Genomic DNA, 16,563 nt, shown 5'->3' on the forward strand with positions numbered 1-16,563 from the left:
ACCTCAACGCCACGCGCGATTCAGCAACAGCCTCCCCGCCCTCCGAAAGGACTCACGAGCCGCGTGCGGCCTCAGGGCAACGAAACGACTGTGACGCTGCTGCCGCGCTGCACGCGCGTTCCGCCGGAGGGGAATTGGGTGAGGACGACGGACCGGTCGGTCGGGGCTACCTGGCGAACCTGAATTTCCAGTCCGAGGCCGGTCAGTTCGTCGCGTGCCGAGCTGACCGACTTGCCGGACAGCGACGGCACCTTCACGGCGTCGGAGACGATCAGCGTGACCTCGGTACCCACCGGGACGGTGGTGCCCGCTTTCGGCTCGGTGGCGATCACGTCGCCACCGTCGGTGCCGTTGTCGAATTTCGTCTGGGTATCGCGGACCAGGATGCCTTCTGCTTCGAGGCTTCGGCGCGCCTCGTCGGCTGTCTGGCCTCGCACATCGGGCAGTTCCACCGGCGGTGCGCCTTTGCTGCGAACGATCTTCACCCGCGAGTCGACGGCGACGACCGTTCCCGGAGCGGGATCGAGCGCCGCGACCGTGCCGATCGGTGCTGTTTTACTGAACGCCTCGCCGCCGTCGATCGGTGTCAGTGACGCCTCGCGGATCTTCGTCTGCACGGCCTCGACGGATTCGCCGGTGGCCGACAACGGTGGCACGACCGGCTTTCCGGCCGAAACGACAAGAGCCACAGTCGAATTGCGCGCGATCCGCGAGCCTGCGGCTGGGTCTGTGCCGATGATCGCGTCAGGAGGCACGGTGTCCGAATGTTGATTTCGGATCACCGGATCGAGCCCGGCTTCCGACAATGCCGTCGTTGCGGCATCGCGATCGAGGCCGTCGATGGTTGGAACGGCTGTGTACTTGCCCGATCCCATCCACCAGCCGCCGAACCCGACCGCAAGTGCAAGGAACAGCACGATCAGCAGCCACACGATCATCGTGCGGCGCGATCGCCGCCGATTGTCGACGTGCTCGGGGAAGCGGTACCCGGAACCACCCGCAGGTGCGGGGACCCCACTGGCCGAGCCGCTTTCGGGTGGTCGGAATTCGAGTGGCCGCTGTGTGGCCGCCGTGACCACTTTCGTGTGGTGAACGTGTGGTTGCGCGGTTGTGCCGTGCGATTGATGGAACGCGTGGTCCGTCGTGGCGCCGCGTAGTGGATCGACCATCGCCGTTGTCGGCGCATGCTGGCGGACCGGCGGTGCCGCGGCCGGGGGTGGCGCGGGCGGAGCAACCTGAGGGGGAGCCGATCGCGCGTCACCGTGATGCTTCGTCGGCTCGTGCACCGACCGTGGCAGAGCGAACCCTGCGCTCGCATGCTCGGCCGAGCGCCGCGGCGCAGGCACGCGGTAGTCGGGCAGTTGCAGGGTCCTGGCGATGCCCCGCAGTGCGAAGGCCATCGCCGCGGCGTTGTCGTAGCGATGGCCCGGTTCGCGAGCCGTCGCGTCGAGAACGAGGTCGACGAACTCGTCGGGGACGCCTTCGATGAAATCGCTCGGGCTCGGTACGTCGTTCTGGAGTCGTTGATAGGCGATCGACAGCGAGGTGTCGCCGGTGAACGGCGTATCGCCCGTGAGCATCTCGAAGACGAGCACACCCATCGAGTAGACGTCGCTGCGCGCATCGGCAACACCGGTCGCGACCTGCTCGGGGGACAGGTAGGCGGCGGTGCCGAGAATCACGCTGCTCGACGTCGTGCTGGAGGCGGCGATGGCACGGACCAGTCCGAAGTCGGCGAGCTTGACCTCGCCGGTGTCGGAGATGAGTACGTTCTCCGGCTTGATGTCGCGATGGACGAGTCCGGCCGCGTGTGCGACGCCCAATGCGTCGAGGACCGGCTCGGCGACCGCGCGGACGGCATGCGGCGGCATCGGCCCGCGTTCGCGTAGCAGTTCACGCAGGGTGCCGCCTTCGACTAGTTCCATGACGAGGAAGGCGAGCTCGCCGTCGAGGCCCTGGTCGTACACCGCGACGAGGCCGACGTGCTTCAGTCGCGCGACAGCCCGGGCTTCGAACTCGAACCGGCTGAGAAACTTGGGATCGGCGGCGAACTTCGGATCCATCACCTTGATCGCGACCGGACGATCGAGCCGAGTATCGAGCCCACGGAACACTGTGGACATGCCACCGCGGGCGATCTGGGCATCGATGCGGTAGCGGCGATCGAGCATCGTGCCGACCAAGTGACCGTCGATACTCACGCCCCACCTCCGATCTCGACAAGCCTGCACTGGAGGCTTTCGCTGCACTCCGTCGGCGCAGGCTCAGTACTCGATGGTAGCGAGAATCTACTTCGACTCCGCCATCGTGGCAGGTGAGGTCGAGAGGATGTCGGCCACACTGTCGGTCGGCCCGCGGTCACTGCGCGACGGTCGCCCCGGTGAGGATCGGCGCGATGGCGACTCTCGCGAGAGTTCGAACGGCGTCCGGGTCGGTCAGATCGATCGCGACCGACGGTGCGGCCAGGTAGCCGATGCAGATGTGGATCAAGGCATCGGCCTGGAGGTCGGGCAGCCCGGGCGGAATCTTTCCCGCGGCTTGATTCTTGGCGATATTGCTTCGAACGGCGTAGTGCACCAGGGCAATCGGGGACGGATCGCCATGGCAGAGGGCGTCTACGAGGTCGGTACGTCGCTCGGGATCGGTTGTCTTGAACAGGATGTGGTCGTTGAGGCGCATGCAGTCGAGAAAACCTTCGATCACCTGCTCGGTCGGGTCGGTGATCACCTCGAAGCGCTGTGCGAGCCCGGCGAGCAGCAACCCGATCTCTCTCGTCAACGCACGCTCGAACAGTTCGTCCTTGCCCGAGAAGCGGCGGAACAGTGTCGCCCGGCTCACTCCCGATTCGGCCGCCACATCGTCCATCGTCGCTTCGCGGGTGCCGCGTCGTGCCAGGACGGCGATGGTGGCTTCGAAGATTCGCGCGTCGGCCTCTGTTGCCTGTGGGCCGGTCAGGAGTGCCCTCGCAACGGCACGTCCCATCAGGCTGGGGAGCGGCGCGCCGGGTCGTGTCACTCGATGATTTTGACACGTGAGACTAATATCCGTCTAATAGTCGCAGAATCGTTGGTTCGATGACGGGGCGATGACACGGCGCGATGACAAAAGATTGGGTGAGTTTGCATGAGTGGGATCGACAGGTCGGTTCGGCAGGCTCGAGCGAGCTTGCGCGCAGCCGGGCAGCTCGCGGCGACGGTTCGCAAGGATCCGCGGATACTCGCGGACCTGGTCGGCGGTCTGTTCGGCGCCGCGGAGTCACAGGCTGCAAACCTCGGTGACTACGTCCCGCCCGCAGGTGTCGCCGACTTCGTACGGCAGACGCACGCGAGCGTCGAAGTCCCAGTTGCGGCCGACTCGGTGGCTGCCTATCTCGCCGACCCCAACCGGTTCGGCGAATGGCTGACGACACACGTCGGGTGGCGTGGCGACCCGCCGACCGCCCTCGATCCAGGTGCGACGTTCGTTCAACAGGGCAAGTTCATGGGCATTCCCGCCGACATTCGGTGGACCGTTGCAGGCAACGACGGCTCGGTCGTCGAATTGCAGGGCGCAGGGCCGATGGGTCTGACGGTCGGGTTCTGGCTCACGACTCGTTCCGCGGGAGCCACGACGACCGTTTACTTCGACGCCGGACTGTCCGGGCAGCCCATCGAGGGGCCGATGGGTGCGTCGGTCGTTCGTAGTCTCGGCGAAGCGATGGCCGAGTCGCTCGGCAAACTACCTGCCGCGATCGCTGCCGCAGGTCCGATCTCGGCGCCAGGGGCACGTCGCGCACCGGTACTCCATCACGCATCGGGCCGAACGCTCCCGCCGAACACCCCGGTGATCGTCGGCGTCGGCCAAGTCACCCAGCGGGCGCCCGCTTTCTCGAAAGATCCTGCTGCCCTTGCTGTTCAAGCGCTCCGACGAGCAGGGAAGGACAGTGGCGCGGGGGAGTCGCTACTACGGTCGGCCGATGCGGTCTACTCCGTTGCGAGCGCGTCGTGGCAATACCGCGACATGGGTTCCCTGGTTGCCGATGCACTCGACGCGCGCCGCGCCACCTCCGTACAGTCGAGCCCGTTCGGCGGTGACGGTGCGCAGGTGATGATCAACAGTGCGGCGCAGGCCGTAATGGACGGTGAACTCGACGTCGTTCTGCTCGCCGGTGCCGAAGCAGGCGCAACGCTCGCTGCCGCGGCGAAGACCGGCGTCGACTTGCATTGGCCCGAACAGGGAGTCGACGTCACTCCCGCCCCGACCATCGGAACCGACAGGGCAGCCAACAACGAGTCCGAGGCCCGGGTCGGGCTCGGCGCGCCGATCTATATGTACGCCCTGCTCGAATCTTCGAACAGGCGGGTACTCGGCCGGGCGCCGAAGGAACACACCGAGGCAATCTCCGAACTGTGGTCGCGGTACTCGAGTGTGGCTGCGGCAAACGAAAATGCTTGGCAACCGGAAGAATTCGATGCGGCCGCCATCGCGACCCCTGCCGAGTCGAATCGCTTGATCTCCGCCCCGTACACCAAGCTGCTGTGCGCGAACCTCCAGGTCGACATGGCGAGTGGCATCATCCTGTGCAGCGTCGCGGCCGCGGAGGCAGCCGGTGTGCCGCAGGAGAAATGGGTCTTCCTGCACGCGGGAGCGTCGGCATACGACGAGTGGTTCGTCTCCGAACGCGCCGAACTGGCTGCGTCACCTGCCATCAACGCGATCGGTGCTTCGGCGTTGCGACACAGCGGAATCGGCATCGACGACGTCAAGCACGTGGACCTCTACGCGTGCTTCCCGTCGGCGGTGCAGATAGCCGCACGCGAACTCGGACTCGACGCCGACGATCCGACGCGCCCGCTGACGGTGACCGGCGGTCTCACGTTCGGCGGCGGTCCAGGAAACAACTACGGTTCGCATGCCGTTGCAACGCTAGTCGGGCGCCTACGCGAGGATCCGTCGTCGTTCGGGCTGTCGACCTCGCTCGGCTGGTACGTCACCAAACACGCGATCGGCATCTATTCCGCGACTCCGCCCCAACAGGACTACCGGTATCTGCAGCCGATCGTGGACAACCCGCCGTCTCGCCCCGCACGGTCGGGCTATCGGGGTCCAGCGGTCGTCGAGGCGTACACGGTCCCGTTCGACAGGGACGGTGGACCCGAAGCCGGCATCCTCAGCGTGCTCACCCCGGGCGGCGAACGTGTGCTCGTGCGCACGACGCAGCCCGAGATAGTCGCCGAACTCGTCGACGGTGATGCACTCGGTCTGCCCGTGACCGTCCTCGCCTCGGACGAACTGACGATCGATTCCAAGGTCGCGACCGACCTGCCGGAGCCACCGCCCGCACCCGTGCTGGTCGAGCGCCGCGGTGCCGTCACCGTGATAACGCTGAACAGGCCGCATGTCCGAAATGCCGTCGACCTCGCGACTGCGACGGCGTTGGAACGTGCGATCGATGCGTTCGAGGCCGATCCCGACGCCCGCGTCGCGATCCTCACCGGCGCGGGCGGATCGTTCTGCTCGGGTATGGATCTCAAAGCCGCTGCGCGCGGAGAATATCCACTCACAGAGAAGCGTGGGCCGCTCGGTATCTCGGCCAAGCCGCCGAGCAAACCCCTGATCGCCGCCGTCGAGGGCCCCGCTCTCGCCGGCGGTTGCGAACTCGCTCTGTCCGCCGACCTGATCGTCGCCGCGAACAACTCGCAGTTCGGCATCCCCGAGCCGAAACGCGGCCTCGTGGCCGCGGGCGGCGGCGTCATGCGGCTGCGAGAACGACTGCCGCGCAACATCGCGATGGAACTGGCTCTGACCGGCGATCCGATGCAGGCAACCAGGCTCGCCGATCTCGGGTTGGTCAACCGGCTCGCCGAACCCGGCAAAGCGCTCGACGTCGCGCTCGAACTCGCCGAACAGATTGCTGTCAACGCGCCGCTGAGCCTCGCCGCGAGCAAGCGGATCGTCGACGAGTCAGCCGACTGGACCCACGACGAGGGCTTCGACAAACAGACCGAGATCGCTGCCACCGCACTGTTTTCCGACGATGCAACCGAAGGGGTGCGCGCATTCGCAGAGAAGCGAAATCCGGTGTGGCGGGGGCGGTGAGCGCGACCTGCCGCGGATCGGACTCCCACGAACGGTGGGTGAACAGATAACGTATGCGTCGTGAGTGCAATTCCATACAGCGACGACGTGCTGCCAGCCTCGGTTTCGCTGCTGCAACTTCCTGACGTGGCAAAACATCTGGGCGTCGTGGTGACGCGGGTCCACCAGCTACTGCGGGACAGGCAACTGCTCGCGGTGAAGCGCGACGGCTACATCGGGGTACCCGATGCGTTCTTCAACGACGACGGCACCATAGTCAAGTTCCTGCCCGGTCTACTCGCCGTGCTTCGCGACGGCGGCTACTCCGAGGCTGAGACGCTGCGGTGGCTGTTCACCGAGGACGACAGCCTGTCCGGCACGCCCGCCCAGGCTCTTCGCGGGCACCAAGCGCGCGAAATAATCCGCCGAGCGCAAGCGATGGCGTTCTAGCGCAACGGGTTTCGAGCGCCGTAACGATGGCTCAGCCGAGGCGTCGAGCGGCAAGCGCACGCGCGAACTCCGGCGCGGCGACAGCGAACCGGCGAGACCTCGGAACGACGGCTCTGCGGTCGAGCACGCGGAAGTCGGCTTTCTCGATCTGATCGAGGATGTCGGCGTAGAGGGTGTACGCGGCGCGCATCGCCGGACGGACCTGCGGGTCGAGCATGTCGATACCCGGTCGGGCTGTTCGGTAGATCGACCGATTGATCGCGGCGAAGTGTGCCAACGCATTACGAACACGACGATCGGTGGTCGCGGTCCGCTGGCAGTGCAGCAACAGGTCGTAGTCGACGCCGAACACCGCGAGTTCGTCAGCGGGTAGGTACAGCCGCCCACGCTGGAGATCTTCACCGACATCGCGGATGAAGTTGGTGAGCTGGAACGCCTGGCCGAGCGCGGCAGCACGGGGTCGCGCCACCTCGAGCGGCACGACGGCGCCGAGCACCGCGAGCAGTTGCATACCGATCGTCGCGGCGGACGCGTCCATGTATTCGCGGAGCTCTGCCATCGTCGTGTATCTCGTTCGGAAGCGTTCCGTGCCAGGCAGATCCATCCGCATCGCGCCGAGAAAACCCCAGACGTGGTCGGGATCGACTTCGTAACGAGCCATCGTGTCGGCGAACGCGAGCAGGGTCGGTCGCCAGTTGGGGTCGAGCTCGACCGTGCTCTGATCGTCCGCTGTGATCAACTCGTGCAGCTGTGCCTCGATCCGGTCGAGCTCTCGGGCGCATTCCTCCCAGGTACGGCTCGAACCCGCTTCGACGTCGACCAGATCGTCGATCGTGCGCGCAAACGCGTACAGCGAATGAAATCCGGGACGCCGGTCGGCAGGTAGCAGCCGCGTCGCAAGGTAGTACGTGCGTCCGTGGCCGACCGCCACCTCCCGGCACAGGTCGTAGGCGGCTTCCAGTTCGACGCTGAGCTGCGGAGTTGTGGTGGTCATCTGCCGGCTCGATCCGTCGATGGTTGTACTCGGTCCGCAGGTGCGGGCTGCTGTGGCACGTCTCCAGCTTGGACAACCGGCTTCGAGTCGAGACCGGCTACCTCGTCGGGTGTGGCGCGTAGCCGTAGGGGATCGACCGTACGCAACGACAACGCGGCGACGATGGCTGCGAAGGTTGCAGCGGCGACGTGCGGGAACGTGTAGAGACCGATCGAACCGTCCGGCTGGAATACCAGCATGAGCCAGGTCGAGAGCCCGACCAGAATCATCAATGTCGTTGTGGAGAGCGCGAATCCGGCCGCGAGCGCAAGTGGCCACGAGTAGTACCACGGCAGCGCGGCGGGGGAGAGGATGACGATCGCGACGAACGCGATCAAGATGCCCATCACCGCTTCGCGTTCGCTGCGCCGGAAGCGCCACCAGGTCCACACGAGGATCACGAGCAGCGCGATCGCGCACATCAACCGCGTCACCTCGAGAACGGGCGCGAGCCGCACATCGGCGAACCACGACGTTCCGACCGTCACCAGGTGCGCCATGATCGTCGGCAGCGACAGCCAGTTGATGATCTTGGCGGAGCCGGACAGCGCTGTGAGCCAGCCGATTCCGACGCCCGCGATCGCCGATGCGACGACGAACACGACCGCGAAGACACCGACCCCCGCGCTTGCCGTTCGCAGGAACAATCCGATCTCGCTGTGCCGTTCGGGCTCGGTCCTACCGTTGCGCGCAGCGAGTTCGGCGCGGCGCTCGCGTTCGTGCACCATCCAGATCCACACCAGGAACGGCAGCGCGATACCCGCGGTCGCCTTGATGGCGACACCGACTGCGACGACGACGATGCCTGCGACGTGGTGATGCTCGAGGACGAGCGCGATGCCTGCGGCCATCAGGCCGACCATCAGCATCTCGTTGTGCACGCCACCGATGAGGTGAATCAGCACAAGGGGATTGAGGACGGCGAGCCACAGTGCGACAGCGGGCTTACCGCCGAGGTGGCGGGCGATGTGGGGGACCGCCCACATCATCAGCGCAAGACCGGGCAACATCGTCAGCCGCAACAGCATGGTGCCCGCGACGACGTTCTCGCCGGTGATCGTGGTGATCGCCTTGCCGAGCAGCAGAAAAATTGGACCGTACGGAGCCGTCGTCGTCGTCCATACGTTGCTCACGTTGTCCAGCAGGACACCGGGATTGGCAACGGGACCGACGGCGTAGGGGTCGAAGCCGTCCCGCAGCAGGGCGCCCTGAGCGAGGTAGGAGTAGGCGTCGCGGCTGAACATCGGCACCGCGAGCAGCAGTGGTCCGATCCACATCGGGACGATGGCGCGCAGTTCGTTCAGGGTGACACCACCCGCGATCGTCGCTCGCCCGAGCCGAACCCACGCGGTGATCATCAACACGACGCCGATCCACACGAATGCGGTCGACAAGGCCAGCCCGTGTCCGTAGCGCAACCACGACAGATGCGCCGATTCGAGCAGCGGATCCTGGCGGCGGACACTGCCTGCGCCGAAGCCGCCGAACATGATCATGAGCGAGCCGACGAAACCGAGCACCGCGGCATGCCCCTCTGGGCTGCGGACGAAGTGCGACATCGTGCGGGACGCGGCGGAGAATCTGGTGCGCGAGGTGAGGAGGGACATCTGCAGTGTTTCCTCCCTCGAAGGTGCGCAGGCCGCATTGGCCGTGGAAGTGTCCGGTCGGGTACCGAGTTTAGTAGCTAGCGGGCGAAAACCACGCTTCTGCCTCGCGGTGGCCGGGCGCCGGGTCAGGAATTGCGCGCCGTCGCCGCCAACGCCATCGCTCGCAAGCGGTCTTTGACCTGTGGCGTCGCGCTGCTGCTGTCCAGCGCGGTGAGCGCGCGAGCGGTGAGCGTGCCGATCCGGTGCTCGACGTCGTCGACAGCACCGAGATCGATCAGCGTCCTGCGGATGTCGTCGACGGCGGCGTCGGAAAGGTCGGTGCCGATCCCGTCGCGCAGCCGTTGCGCCGCACCGGGCGCACTCGCGTCGGCGCGCTGTAGGGCGACGGCGTAGAGCACCGTCCGTTTGCCTTCGCGCAGGTCGTCGCCGGACGGTTTACCGGTGATCGAGGGGTCGCCGAAGACGCCGAGCAGGTCGTCGCGCAGCTGAAACGCGATGCCTATGTCGGTGCCGAAGGTCCGGTATGCCTCGATGAGCGATGCGTCGGCATCGGCGAGCAACGCTCCGATGTGCAGTGGCCGTTCGATCGTGTACGACGCGGTTTTATAGCGATTGATGCGGAGCGCCGCCTCGACACTTTCGTCGCCACTCGCCTCACCTGCGATGTCGAGGAACTGACCGCCGAGGACCTCGGTGCGCATTGCCGACCAGACCGGAGCCAACCGAGCGACCGCTGCCGGATCGAGCTTCGCTTCACGCACCATGTCGTCCGCCCAGGCCAGCGCCAGATCGCCGAGCAGAATCGCGGCAGCGGACCCGAACTGTGCAGCTTCACCCGACCAACCGTGCGAGGTGTGCCGATCGGTGAAGGTCACGTGAACGGTCGGGAAGCCGCGCCTGGTGTGCGAGGAATCGATGATGTCGTCGTGAATCAGCGCGCAGGCCTGCACGAGTTCGAGTGCCGCGCAGACCTGTAGAACACCGGAGGCGTTGACGGGGTCGGCTGCCGGATCGCCACCGGCACCCAGCCAACCGGTCCAGGCGAAAGCCGGCCGAATACGTTTGCCGCCCCGCAGGACGAACTCTTCGAGGTGGCGCACCGCCGCTGCGAAATCGCCGCCGACCGGATCGACCAACTCCCGCCGCGACGCGAAGAATGCACGCAGAGCCGACTCGAATGCGGCGGAAAGTTCTGCGGGTTCGGTCGAGATCGGGACAACTCCGGCGGACAGAAGTACCTCCCAGATCGGCCGAGAGCGATCTCGGGTGCGGGTGCATCCCAACCATAGTGGGGTGCACCGACGAGACCGGCCACACCTGCTCTCCGAGTTGGCTCACCTATGCTTGCCCGGTGACATTCGATTCCGTCCGGGGCCGCGACAGCGCGGGCTGGGTATCCCGAACGCCTTCGATCGTGGACCGACTGCGGACCGACGAGGGCGGCCGAGTGCCGTTCTCCGTCGAATTCTCCCCACCGCGAGACGCTGCCGCAGAGGCGCGGCTCTGGCGAGCTGTGCGGGAATTCGAGCGGCTGCAACCGGCGTTCGTGTCCATGACCTACGGTGCGGGCGGATCGACACGCGACAGAACGGTTCGCGTCACCGGCCAGCTTGCGGAGGAGACGACGCTGCTGCCGGTCGCACACCTGACCGCGGTATCGCACAGTGTCGACGAGCTGCGATCGATGGTCGGCGCATACGCGGACCGCGGCATTCGCAATATTCTCGTGCTGCGCGGCGACCCGCCCGGCGATCCGATGGGCGAGTGGTGCAAGCATCCCGACGGCGTCGAATATGCCGACGAACTGGTTCGGCTGGTGCGTGATCTCGGTGACTTCCATGTCGGCGTCGCGTCGTTCCCCGAGGGTCACCATCGTTCGCCCGACCTCGCGCACGACACCAAGTTCCTGGTCTCGAAACTGCGTGCGGGCGCTGAGTATTCGATAACCCAGATGTTCTTCGACGTAGAGCACTACCTACGGTTGCGTGATCGGGTCGCACTGCTCGACGCCGAGCAGGCCGCCAAGCCGATCATTCCCGAGTTGATGCCGATCACATCGCTGCGCTCTGTCCGCAAGATGGTGGAGTTGTCCGGATCTGTGCTTCCGCCGGCGTTGGAGGCACGGCTCGCTGCCGCCGCAGGCGACGGGCCGGAGGAAAATCGGGCCGCCGTACGTGAGGTCGGCATCGACGTCGCCACCAAGATGGGCGAGCGTCTGATCGCCGAGGGCGCACCGGCGCTGCACTTCATCACGTTGAATTTCGCTCGTGCGACGAGCGAAGTGCTGGCGAACCTAGGTCTCGCTGTCACCCACGTCTAGCGCCCTGCCCTTCCAGGCGAGGGTGCCGCGTCGTCGCGACCGGTGCGAACGCCAGGTCAATCGCAGATACAGCAGCACCGACACCGGGTGTAGCAGGGCATCCGGCATAGCCGTCGTCGATCCGCCGCTTTCGGTCGATCGGGCAGCAACCCTGCCTGCGACCGCGGCGGTGTACCCGATCAGGCCCCACCGGCGCTCGCTGCCGAAAACCGCTGCGAGCGGCGGAATCACGTACGCCAGCACCGCGTAGGCGCCGACTGCGGCGCTGCCTGCCACCGAACCGTATGCGGTCCACAGCCAGCGCTCGTAGCCCTGCTCCAGATCGTCGGAGGTCCGATACATCCGACAGCGGGCAAGCGAACCAGCCCCGACGACAGAGGTTCGCATTCCGGCGCGGCGTACGGCGCGGGCCAGATCGAGATCCTCGGTGACGCTTGCGGCAACGGCGCTGTGGCCGCCGACAGCGCGATAGGACGCGGCATCGAACACCAAAAACTGCCCACAGGCCACAGCCATCGACGGACGCAGGGACCGCTGCGACGGCGCGATCGGCAGCGTCGAGGCCCACGACCAGCACAGCAGCGGCTGAATCAAACGTTCGGTCGGGGTAAGCGCGTCCTGTCGAGGCCACGCGGTCAGCAGCGCAACGCCGGACCGTTTCGATTCGTCGACGGCTGCGGCGAGCGCGCCGGGTTCGAGCCGGACGTCGGCGTCGAGAAACACGATGGTGCCTGCATCGGGACCCGGGGAGGTCTCGGCGAGGTCGGCGAGTGTCGAGCACGCTGCCGCCTTGCCCGTCCAGCCGGGTGCGGGGTCTGCTTCGCTGCGATGCAGTGCGAATCGGGTGTCGCCGTCGATCGCGGCAACAGCGGCGGCGTAGGTGTCGTCGGTGGAGTTGTCGTCGAGAATCAGCACGCGTAACGCAGCGACACCGGTCTGTGCGCGCAGATCACCGATCAGTTCCGGTAGGCGCTGTGCTTCGTTGCGGGCGGGCACGCACACCGTCACAGGCTCCGACCTCGTTCGCCCGGAACGCAGTTGCCCGACGGTGCACCGGTTGAACACGGCGACCGTCGCTCCGGCGACGGCGAGAACTGTGCCGAGCCGCGCTACCCTCACGCGTCTTCGGTCTGCTCTTCCTTCTTGCGGCCGCCCAGCTTGCCCGAGAGCTTGCCCGGCAACGAGAGGCCGCCCGCGGCGGCACCGCCGCCGCCCGGCCTAGGCCTCGGATCGCGGGTGACGTAGGCGAGCGCGGCGATGATCGCGGCAACGCCGAGTGTCGCGCCGCCGACGATTCCCGCCCAGCCTGCGAAGCTGCGGGTGTTCGGATCCGAGTATCTGACCTCTGCGCGGATCGTCGTCACCTCACCGGGTGGCAGCTTCCACGAGACGATCGAGTCGTTTTCCCTCGTGCCGTTCGTCGTTGCGACGCGGGCGGGAAAGGCGATGGTGAACTGCACGTCGGTGCCCTGTGCTGGAACGGACTTCAGGTCGACCTTGCCGGTCAATGTCACGAGGTCGCCACTGCGCTGCAGCTGCAACTGGAACGCACCCGCGCTCTGATCCGACATCAGACCGAGCTGCTGCACGTCGCCGAACGACAGTCCCTGGAAGAAGGCCTGGCTGCCGACGTAGCCGTCCTGCTTGTACTCCTGCACACGGACTTTCGATTCGAGTGACTCCGGCGGTTCCAGCTGCGGACCCTTGTCGGCTTCGTCTTTCGGCACCGTCGCGGCGACGATCTGGCCGGACACGCGATCGTCGGCGGAAACGCCCATCGAGACCTGGACGCGCAGGCAGCCCGCAAGCAGCGGAACGAGCAGCGCGAGCATGGTCAGAGCGGCGACGCGACGTACGCGGCCGCGTGTGGAGTCCCTCGAAGTCAGCGGCACAGAGGTCATCCTGCCATCCGAGCGCCGTCGTCGCGTCATCGACATTCGCCCGACATTCGCCCGAACTGCTCCGACCGGCGGCGATCAGCGATTCTTGGGTGCGCGGTCTCGTAGTTCGGCATAGCTGGTAACTCGAGCTGCGACCTCGGGCGCGATACGTGCCAGCAGCGGGACGCCGAGCACACCCATGACGACAAGGCCGTAGATCGCGGAGAAGCGCAGTTCCGGTGCGGACAGAAACACCGCGTGAGCGAGCGCGGAGCCGAGCCAGGTCCACACGAACAGTGCGATTGGCACCGCAAGCATTCGGTCGGGGACGTCCGGGACGTCGGAGCGGGGGAGCCGTGAGATCGCAAATGCCATCGTGACGGCGACAGCGAACCAGCCCAGATAGTTGGTGACGGGTATGTGTCCGAGTCCCGGTAGGCCAGCCATCTCGGAGTGCCAGGTCCACTGGCCGTCGGCAACCATCTGCGGGTCGAGATAGAGGTCCCAGCCGACCGCGCCGAAGCCGGTCGCGACAATTTGTAATCCGTTGCGGCGGAACAGTATCGTAGCGACGGTCCAGACCGTGTAGATCCCTGCCGTCCAGGCCAACGCGACCGCGAGGGGGACGCCGCCGACCGTGTTGCCGAGCCGGCCGACGGCGTAGTCGTATGGGCCGAACGGGAAACCGGTTGCTGTGCCGAGCATTTCGACCGCAAGCCCGAGTCCGCCCGTGCAGAGCAGGAAGCCGAGGGTCCACGCGGTGCCACGCACGAGCACGGCGTGACTGAGGCACGTCGAAGCGAACAGTGCGACGACTGCCATCGTCACCCGATCTCGTACGTCGCCGTCGGTCAGCGGGTACGCGATCTGCGCGGCAATTGTCGCCACCGCCAGACCGGTCGGAATTCGCTGTGTGAGTGTCATCTCCGCCGCCACGGTAGTCGTGCGTCGGACAGCGCAAGTCGTGCTGCTGTCCGACCGCTCGCCCCGCTCACCCCACCGCCGGGGTGCGTGGACGCTCCCGTCAGGTAGAGGCCCCTCGCACCGGGAACGCGATGTCCCGAGAGCTCGGGGATCGGTCGCCACATCATCATCTGATCGAGCGACATGTCGAGATGCATGATGTTGCCCCCGAGCAAGCCCATCTCGCGTTCCAGGTCCTTCGGTGTCTGGACGTGCCGGTCGAGCACGGATGCCGCGAATCCCGGTGCGACAGCGTCGACCTCGGCAACGATCCGGTCGGCTTCGCTTTCGGCGAGGTCGTCCCAGTTCCGGCCACCGCTCGGCGCGTAGGGATGCCATTGCGACCACAGTGACACCTGGTGCTGGCCCGGAGGGCAGACCGACGGGTCGATGCCGCTGAAGCTCATCGCCAGAACAGCTGGGCGAGGGGGTAATTCCCCTGCCAGGGTGGCGCCGTGTGCGAGGTGCAACTGACTTCGGTCGGCGACGAGGAGCCCTAGGCCCGACGTCGATTCCGCGACGGAGTCGGCGCCGGAGTAGCGAGGGAGCGCATTTGTTGCCAGTCGAACGACCATGCCGATCCCCGGCCCGACGCGGATACGTCTGCGCCAACTGTCGAGAACCGTCGGGTCGTGGCCGCCGCGTTCGAGCAGGTCGAGGGTCGTCGAGATGTGACACCCCGCGACCACACGACGGGCGTGAACGGAACGTCCGTTCGCGGTCTCGGCGTGCCAACCGTCGCGAGCGTGGCGCAGTGCGACGACGGCGTCACCGCCGACGATGGTGCCGCCGTCCGACTGCAGCTTCGCCGCAAGTGCCTCGGTCAGTGCGCCGCTGCCACCGACCGCCCTTCCTGGCGGCAGTGTGTGCATCAGAGCCGTGAACCCGACCATCGGTGCCGTACCCGGCTCCGACATCGGCGGTCCGGACTGGGCGCCGAACCAGGCGAGTGCGGCTTTGAGTCGCTCGCTGCGAAAAGTAGCGTCCAGCAACGCATTTCCCGAGGTGAGAAACTGGCGGGAGAGTTCGCTCGGGCTCGGTCCGACGTCGAGTCCCCAGAACGAGCGCAGTAGTTTCGGGCCGGTCGGCGGTCCGCCGAATGCGCGCATCACCCGAGCGCTTCGTGGTGCCCAGTCGGCGGTGAAGCTGCGGTAGTTCTCGGCATCGCTCGTTCCGCAGGCGGCACGGATCGATTCGCAGGTGCGGTCGAGGTCGCGGTGGAAGACGATCGGGGGAGCGCCGTCGACACCGGCAGGCGCGAAGGCCCATGGATCGCAATCGACGTAGCGCAGGCCGTGTGCGTCCAGGTCGAGCTCGTCGAGGATGCCGGTGTGCCGGATCATGATGTGCGCCGACGAGCCCCGATCGACGCGGTGTCCAGGAAAGCGTTCCACCGTCGATACGGCGCCGCCGAAGACGGTGTCGCGTTCGAGCACCTCGACGGACCAACCTGCTTCGGCCAGATAACACGCGGCGACGAGAGCGTTGTGTCCCGAGCCGACGACGACGACATCGATCACAACGGCGGTGCCGGATCGGTCGTCAGTGGCGTCCGCAGCGTGCGCGCAGCCAGGTGCAACGGCAGCGGCCTGCCGAGCACAGCGAACGGCCTGCTGTCGCCGGTGAAGGTGAACTGCCTGACGACGTCGGTGAAGCCGAGTCTGCGGTACAGCCGCCAGGCGCGGTTGCTCTCGCCGTCGACCTCCGGAGTGGAGAGCAATGCCGTTCGTTCGGTGCGGTCGTCGAGGAGTCGTCGCAACATGGCCTCGCCGAGACCGTGTCCCTGCGCGGCGGGGTGGACGTGCAGTTCGGTGAGTTCGAAATAACTCGACAGCATCGCGAGAGTGGCTTCTTCCGTCCAGCCGAATCGGCGCATGCCGTCGTGGACCTGTTGATGCCACCACTGATGCGGTGCGCCGCGGTAGCCGTACGCAACGGCGACCAGTGGTGAGTCTCGATTCGCATGCGAGTTCGGGTCGGCGAGTATTGCACCGACAGCACGCCACCCCGGCCGCGAAATATGTTCGGCCCACATCGGTGCGCGATGGTGCTCGGTTCCGCGTGGGTACTCCATGGCTGCGACGTAGATCGCCAAGGCTTCGCGCAGTCTGGCTCGCACGTCGGCTGCGGACAGATCGACGACGACGGGAGTGTCCGCTGGGTTGATGGCGGGGTCGATCTCCACTGCCCTCACCCTTTTCTGTCGGCGACTTGTCGATTGGCGAACTTGTCGGTGGGTCGATCTATATTCAA

13 protein-coding genes are annotated in these 16,563 nt (G+C 66.4%); 3 read left to right on the plus strand and 10 right to left on the minus strand.

Features of this window, described 5'->3' with window-relative positions:
- Positions 1-71 precede the first annotated feature (71 nt).
- On the minus strand, positions 72-2,171 hold the full coding sequence (gene pknB, locus ACHIRB_RS09960) for a Stk1 family PASTA domain-containing Ser/Thr kinase (protein ID WP_395123643.1): 2,100 nt from the start codon (positions 2,169-2,171) through the stop codon (positions 72-74).
- A gap of 187 nt (positions 2,172-2,358) precedes the next feature.
- Positions 2,359-3,015, minus strand: coding sequence for a TetR/AcrR family transcriptional regulator (locus ACHIRB_RS09965; protein ID WP_395116869.1), 657 nt, complete (start codon positions 3,013-3,015; stop codon positions 2,359-2,361).
- A gap of 108 nt (positions 3,016-3,123) precedes the next feature.
- Here ACHIRB_RS09965 and ACHIRB_RS09970 point away from each other — a divergent pair, with 108 nt between their 5' ends.
- Entirely contained in the window at positions 3,124-6,078 is a 2,955-nt protein-coding gene (locus ACHIRB_RS09970; RefSeq protein WP_395123532.1) for a type II toxin-antitoxin system Rv0910 family toxin, read from the plus strand.
- Positions 6,079-6,138: 60 nt separating this feature from the next.
- The gene (locus ACHIRB_RS09975; protein WP_199706819.1) at positions 6,139-6,507 is read left to right on the plus strand and encodes an Rv2175c family DNA-binding protein; all 369 of its coding nucleotides are present in this window, start codon (positions 6,139-6,141) and stop codon (positions 6,505-6,507) included.
- 31 nt (positions 6,508-6,538) lie between these two features.
- Here the strand turns inward: ACHIRB_RS09975 and ACHIRB_RS09980 are convergent, their stop codons facing one another.
- The 3 genes from ACHIRB_RS09980 to ACHIRB_RS09990 all read right to left on the minus strand — a co-directional run bounded on the left by ACHIRB_RS09980 (position 6,539) and on the right by ACHIRB_RS09990 (position 10,430).
- Positions 6,539-7,501, minus strand: coding sequence for a phytoene/squalene synthase family protein (locus ACHIRB_RS09980; protein WP_395116865.1), 963 nt, complete (start codon positions 7,499-7,501; stop codon positions 6,539-6,541).
- Positions 7,498-9,147: an alpha-(1->6)-mannopyranosyltransferase A gene (locus ACHIRB_RS09985; protein WP_395116863.1), complete on the minus strand. Its 1,650-nt coding sequence runs from the start codon at positions 9,145-9,147 to the stop codon at positions 7,498-7,500. Before ACHIRB_RS09985 ends, ACHIRB_RS09980 begins: the two co-directional genes overlap by 4 nt.
- A 125-nt stretch (positions 9,148-9,272) precedes the next feature.
- Positions 9,273-10,430 (minus strand): polyprenyl synthetase family protein, encoded by a 1,158-nt coding sequence (locus tag ACHIRB_RS09990; protein ID WP_395116861.1) that lies wholly within the window; start codon positions 10,428-10,430, stop codon positions 9,273-9,275.
- A 68-nt stretch (positions 10,431-10,498) separates the two neighbouring features.
- Here ACHIRB_RS09990 and ACHIRB_RS09995 point away from each other — a divergent pair, with 68 nt between their 5' ends.
- Complete coding sequence (locus ACHIRB_RS09995; RefSeq protein WP_199706816.1) at positions 10,499-11,467, plus strand: methylenetetrahydrofolate reductase; 969 nt, start codon at positions 10,499-10,501, stop codon at positions 11,465-11,467.
- On the opposite strand, the gene ACHIRB_RS10000 is transcribed toward ACHIRB_RS09995, so the two are convergent.
- The 5 genes from ACHIRB_RS10000 to ACHIRB_RS10020 all read right to left on the minus strand — a co-directional run bounded on the left by ACHIRB_RS10000 (position 11,441) and on the right by ACHIRB_RS10020 (position 16,489).
- Complete coding sequence (locus tag ACHIRB_RS10000) at positions 11,441-12,586, minus strand: glycosyltransferase family 2 protein (protein WP_395116859.1); 1,146 nt, start codon at positions 12,584-12,586, stop codon at positions 11,441-11,443. The genes ACHIRB_RS09995 and ACHIRB_RS10000 overlap by 27 nt on opposite strands.
- Complete coding sequence (locus ACHIRB_RS10005) at positions 12,583-13,368, minus strand: LppM family (lipo)protein (RefSeq protein WP_233529933.1); 786 nt, start codon at positions 13,366-13,368, stop codon at positions 12,583-12,585. Before ACHIRB_RS10005 ends, ACHIRB_RS10000 begins: the two co-directional genes overlap by 4 nt.
- 75 nt (positions 13,369-13,443) lie before the next feature.
- A complete protein-coding gene (locus ACHIRB_RS10010) occupies positions 13,444-14,271 on the minus strand; it encodes a carotenoid biosynthesis protein (RefSeq protein ID WP_395123533.1) in 828 nt (275 codons plus the stop codon).
- Complete coding sequence (locus tag ACHIRB_RS10015; protein ID WP_395116855.1) at positions 14,268-15,830, minus strand: phytoene desaturase family protein; 1,563 nt, start codon at positions 15,828-15,830, stop codon at positions 14,268-14,270. The genes ACHIRB_RS10010 and ACHIRB_RS10015 overlap by 4 nt, the downstream gene beginning before the upstream one ends.
- Complete coding sequence (locus ACHIRB_RS10020; protein ID WP_395116952.1) at positions 15,827-16,489, minus strand: GNAT family N-acetyltransferase; 663 nt, start codon at positions 16,487-16,489, stop codon at positions 15,827-15,829. Before ACHIRB_RS10020 ends, ACHIRB_RS10015 begins: the two co-directional genes overlap by 4 nt.
- Between the last annotated feature and the right edge of the window lie 74 nt (positions 16,490-16,563).

Origin of the sequence: Antrihabitans spumae, assembly GCF_043944905.1 — a bacterium.
GTDB lineage: Bacteria > Actinomycetota > Actinomycetes > Mycobacteriales > Mycobacteriaceae > Antrihabitans > Antrihabitans spumae.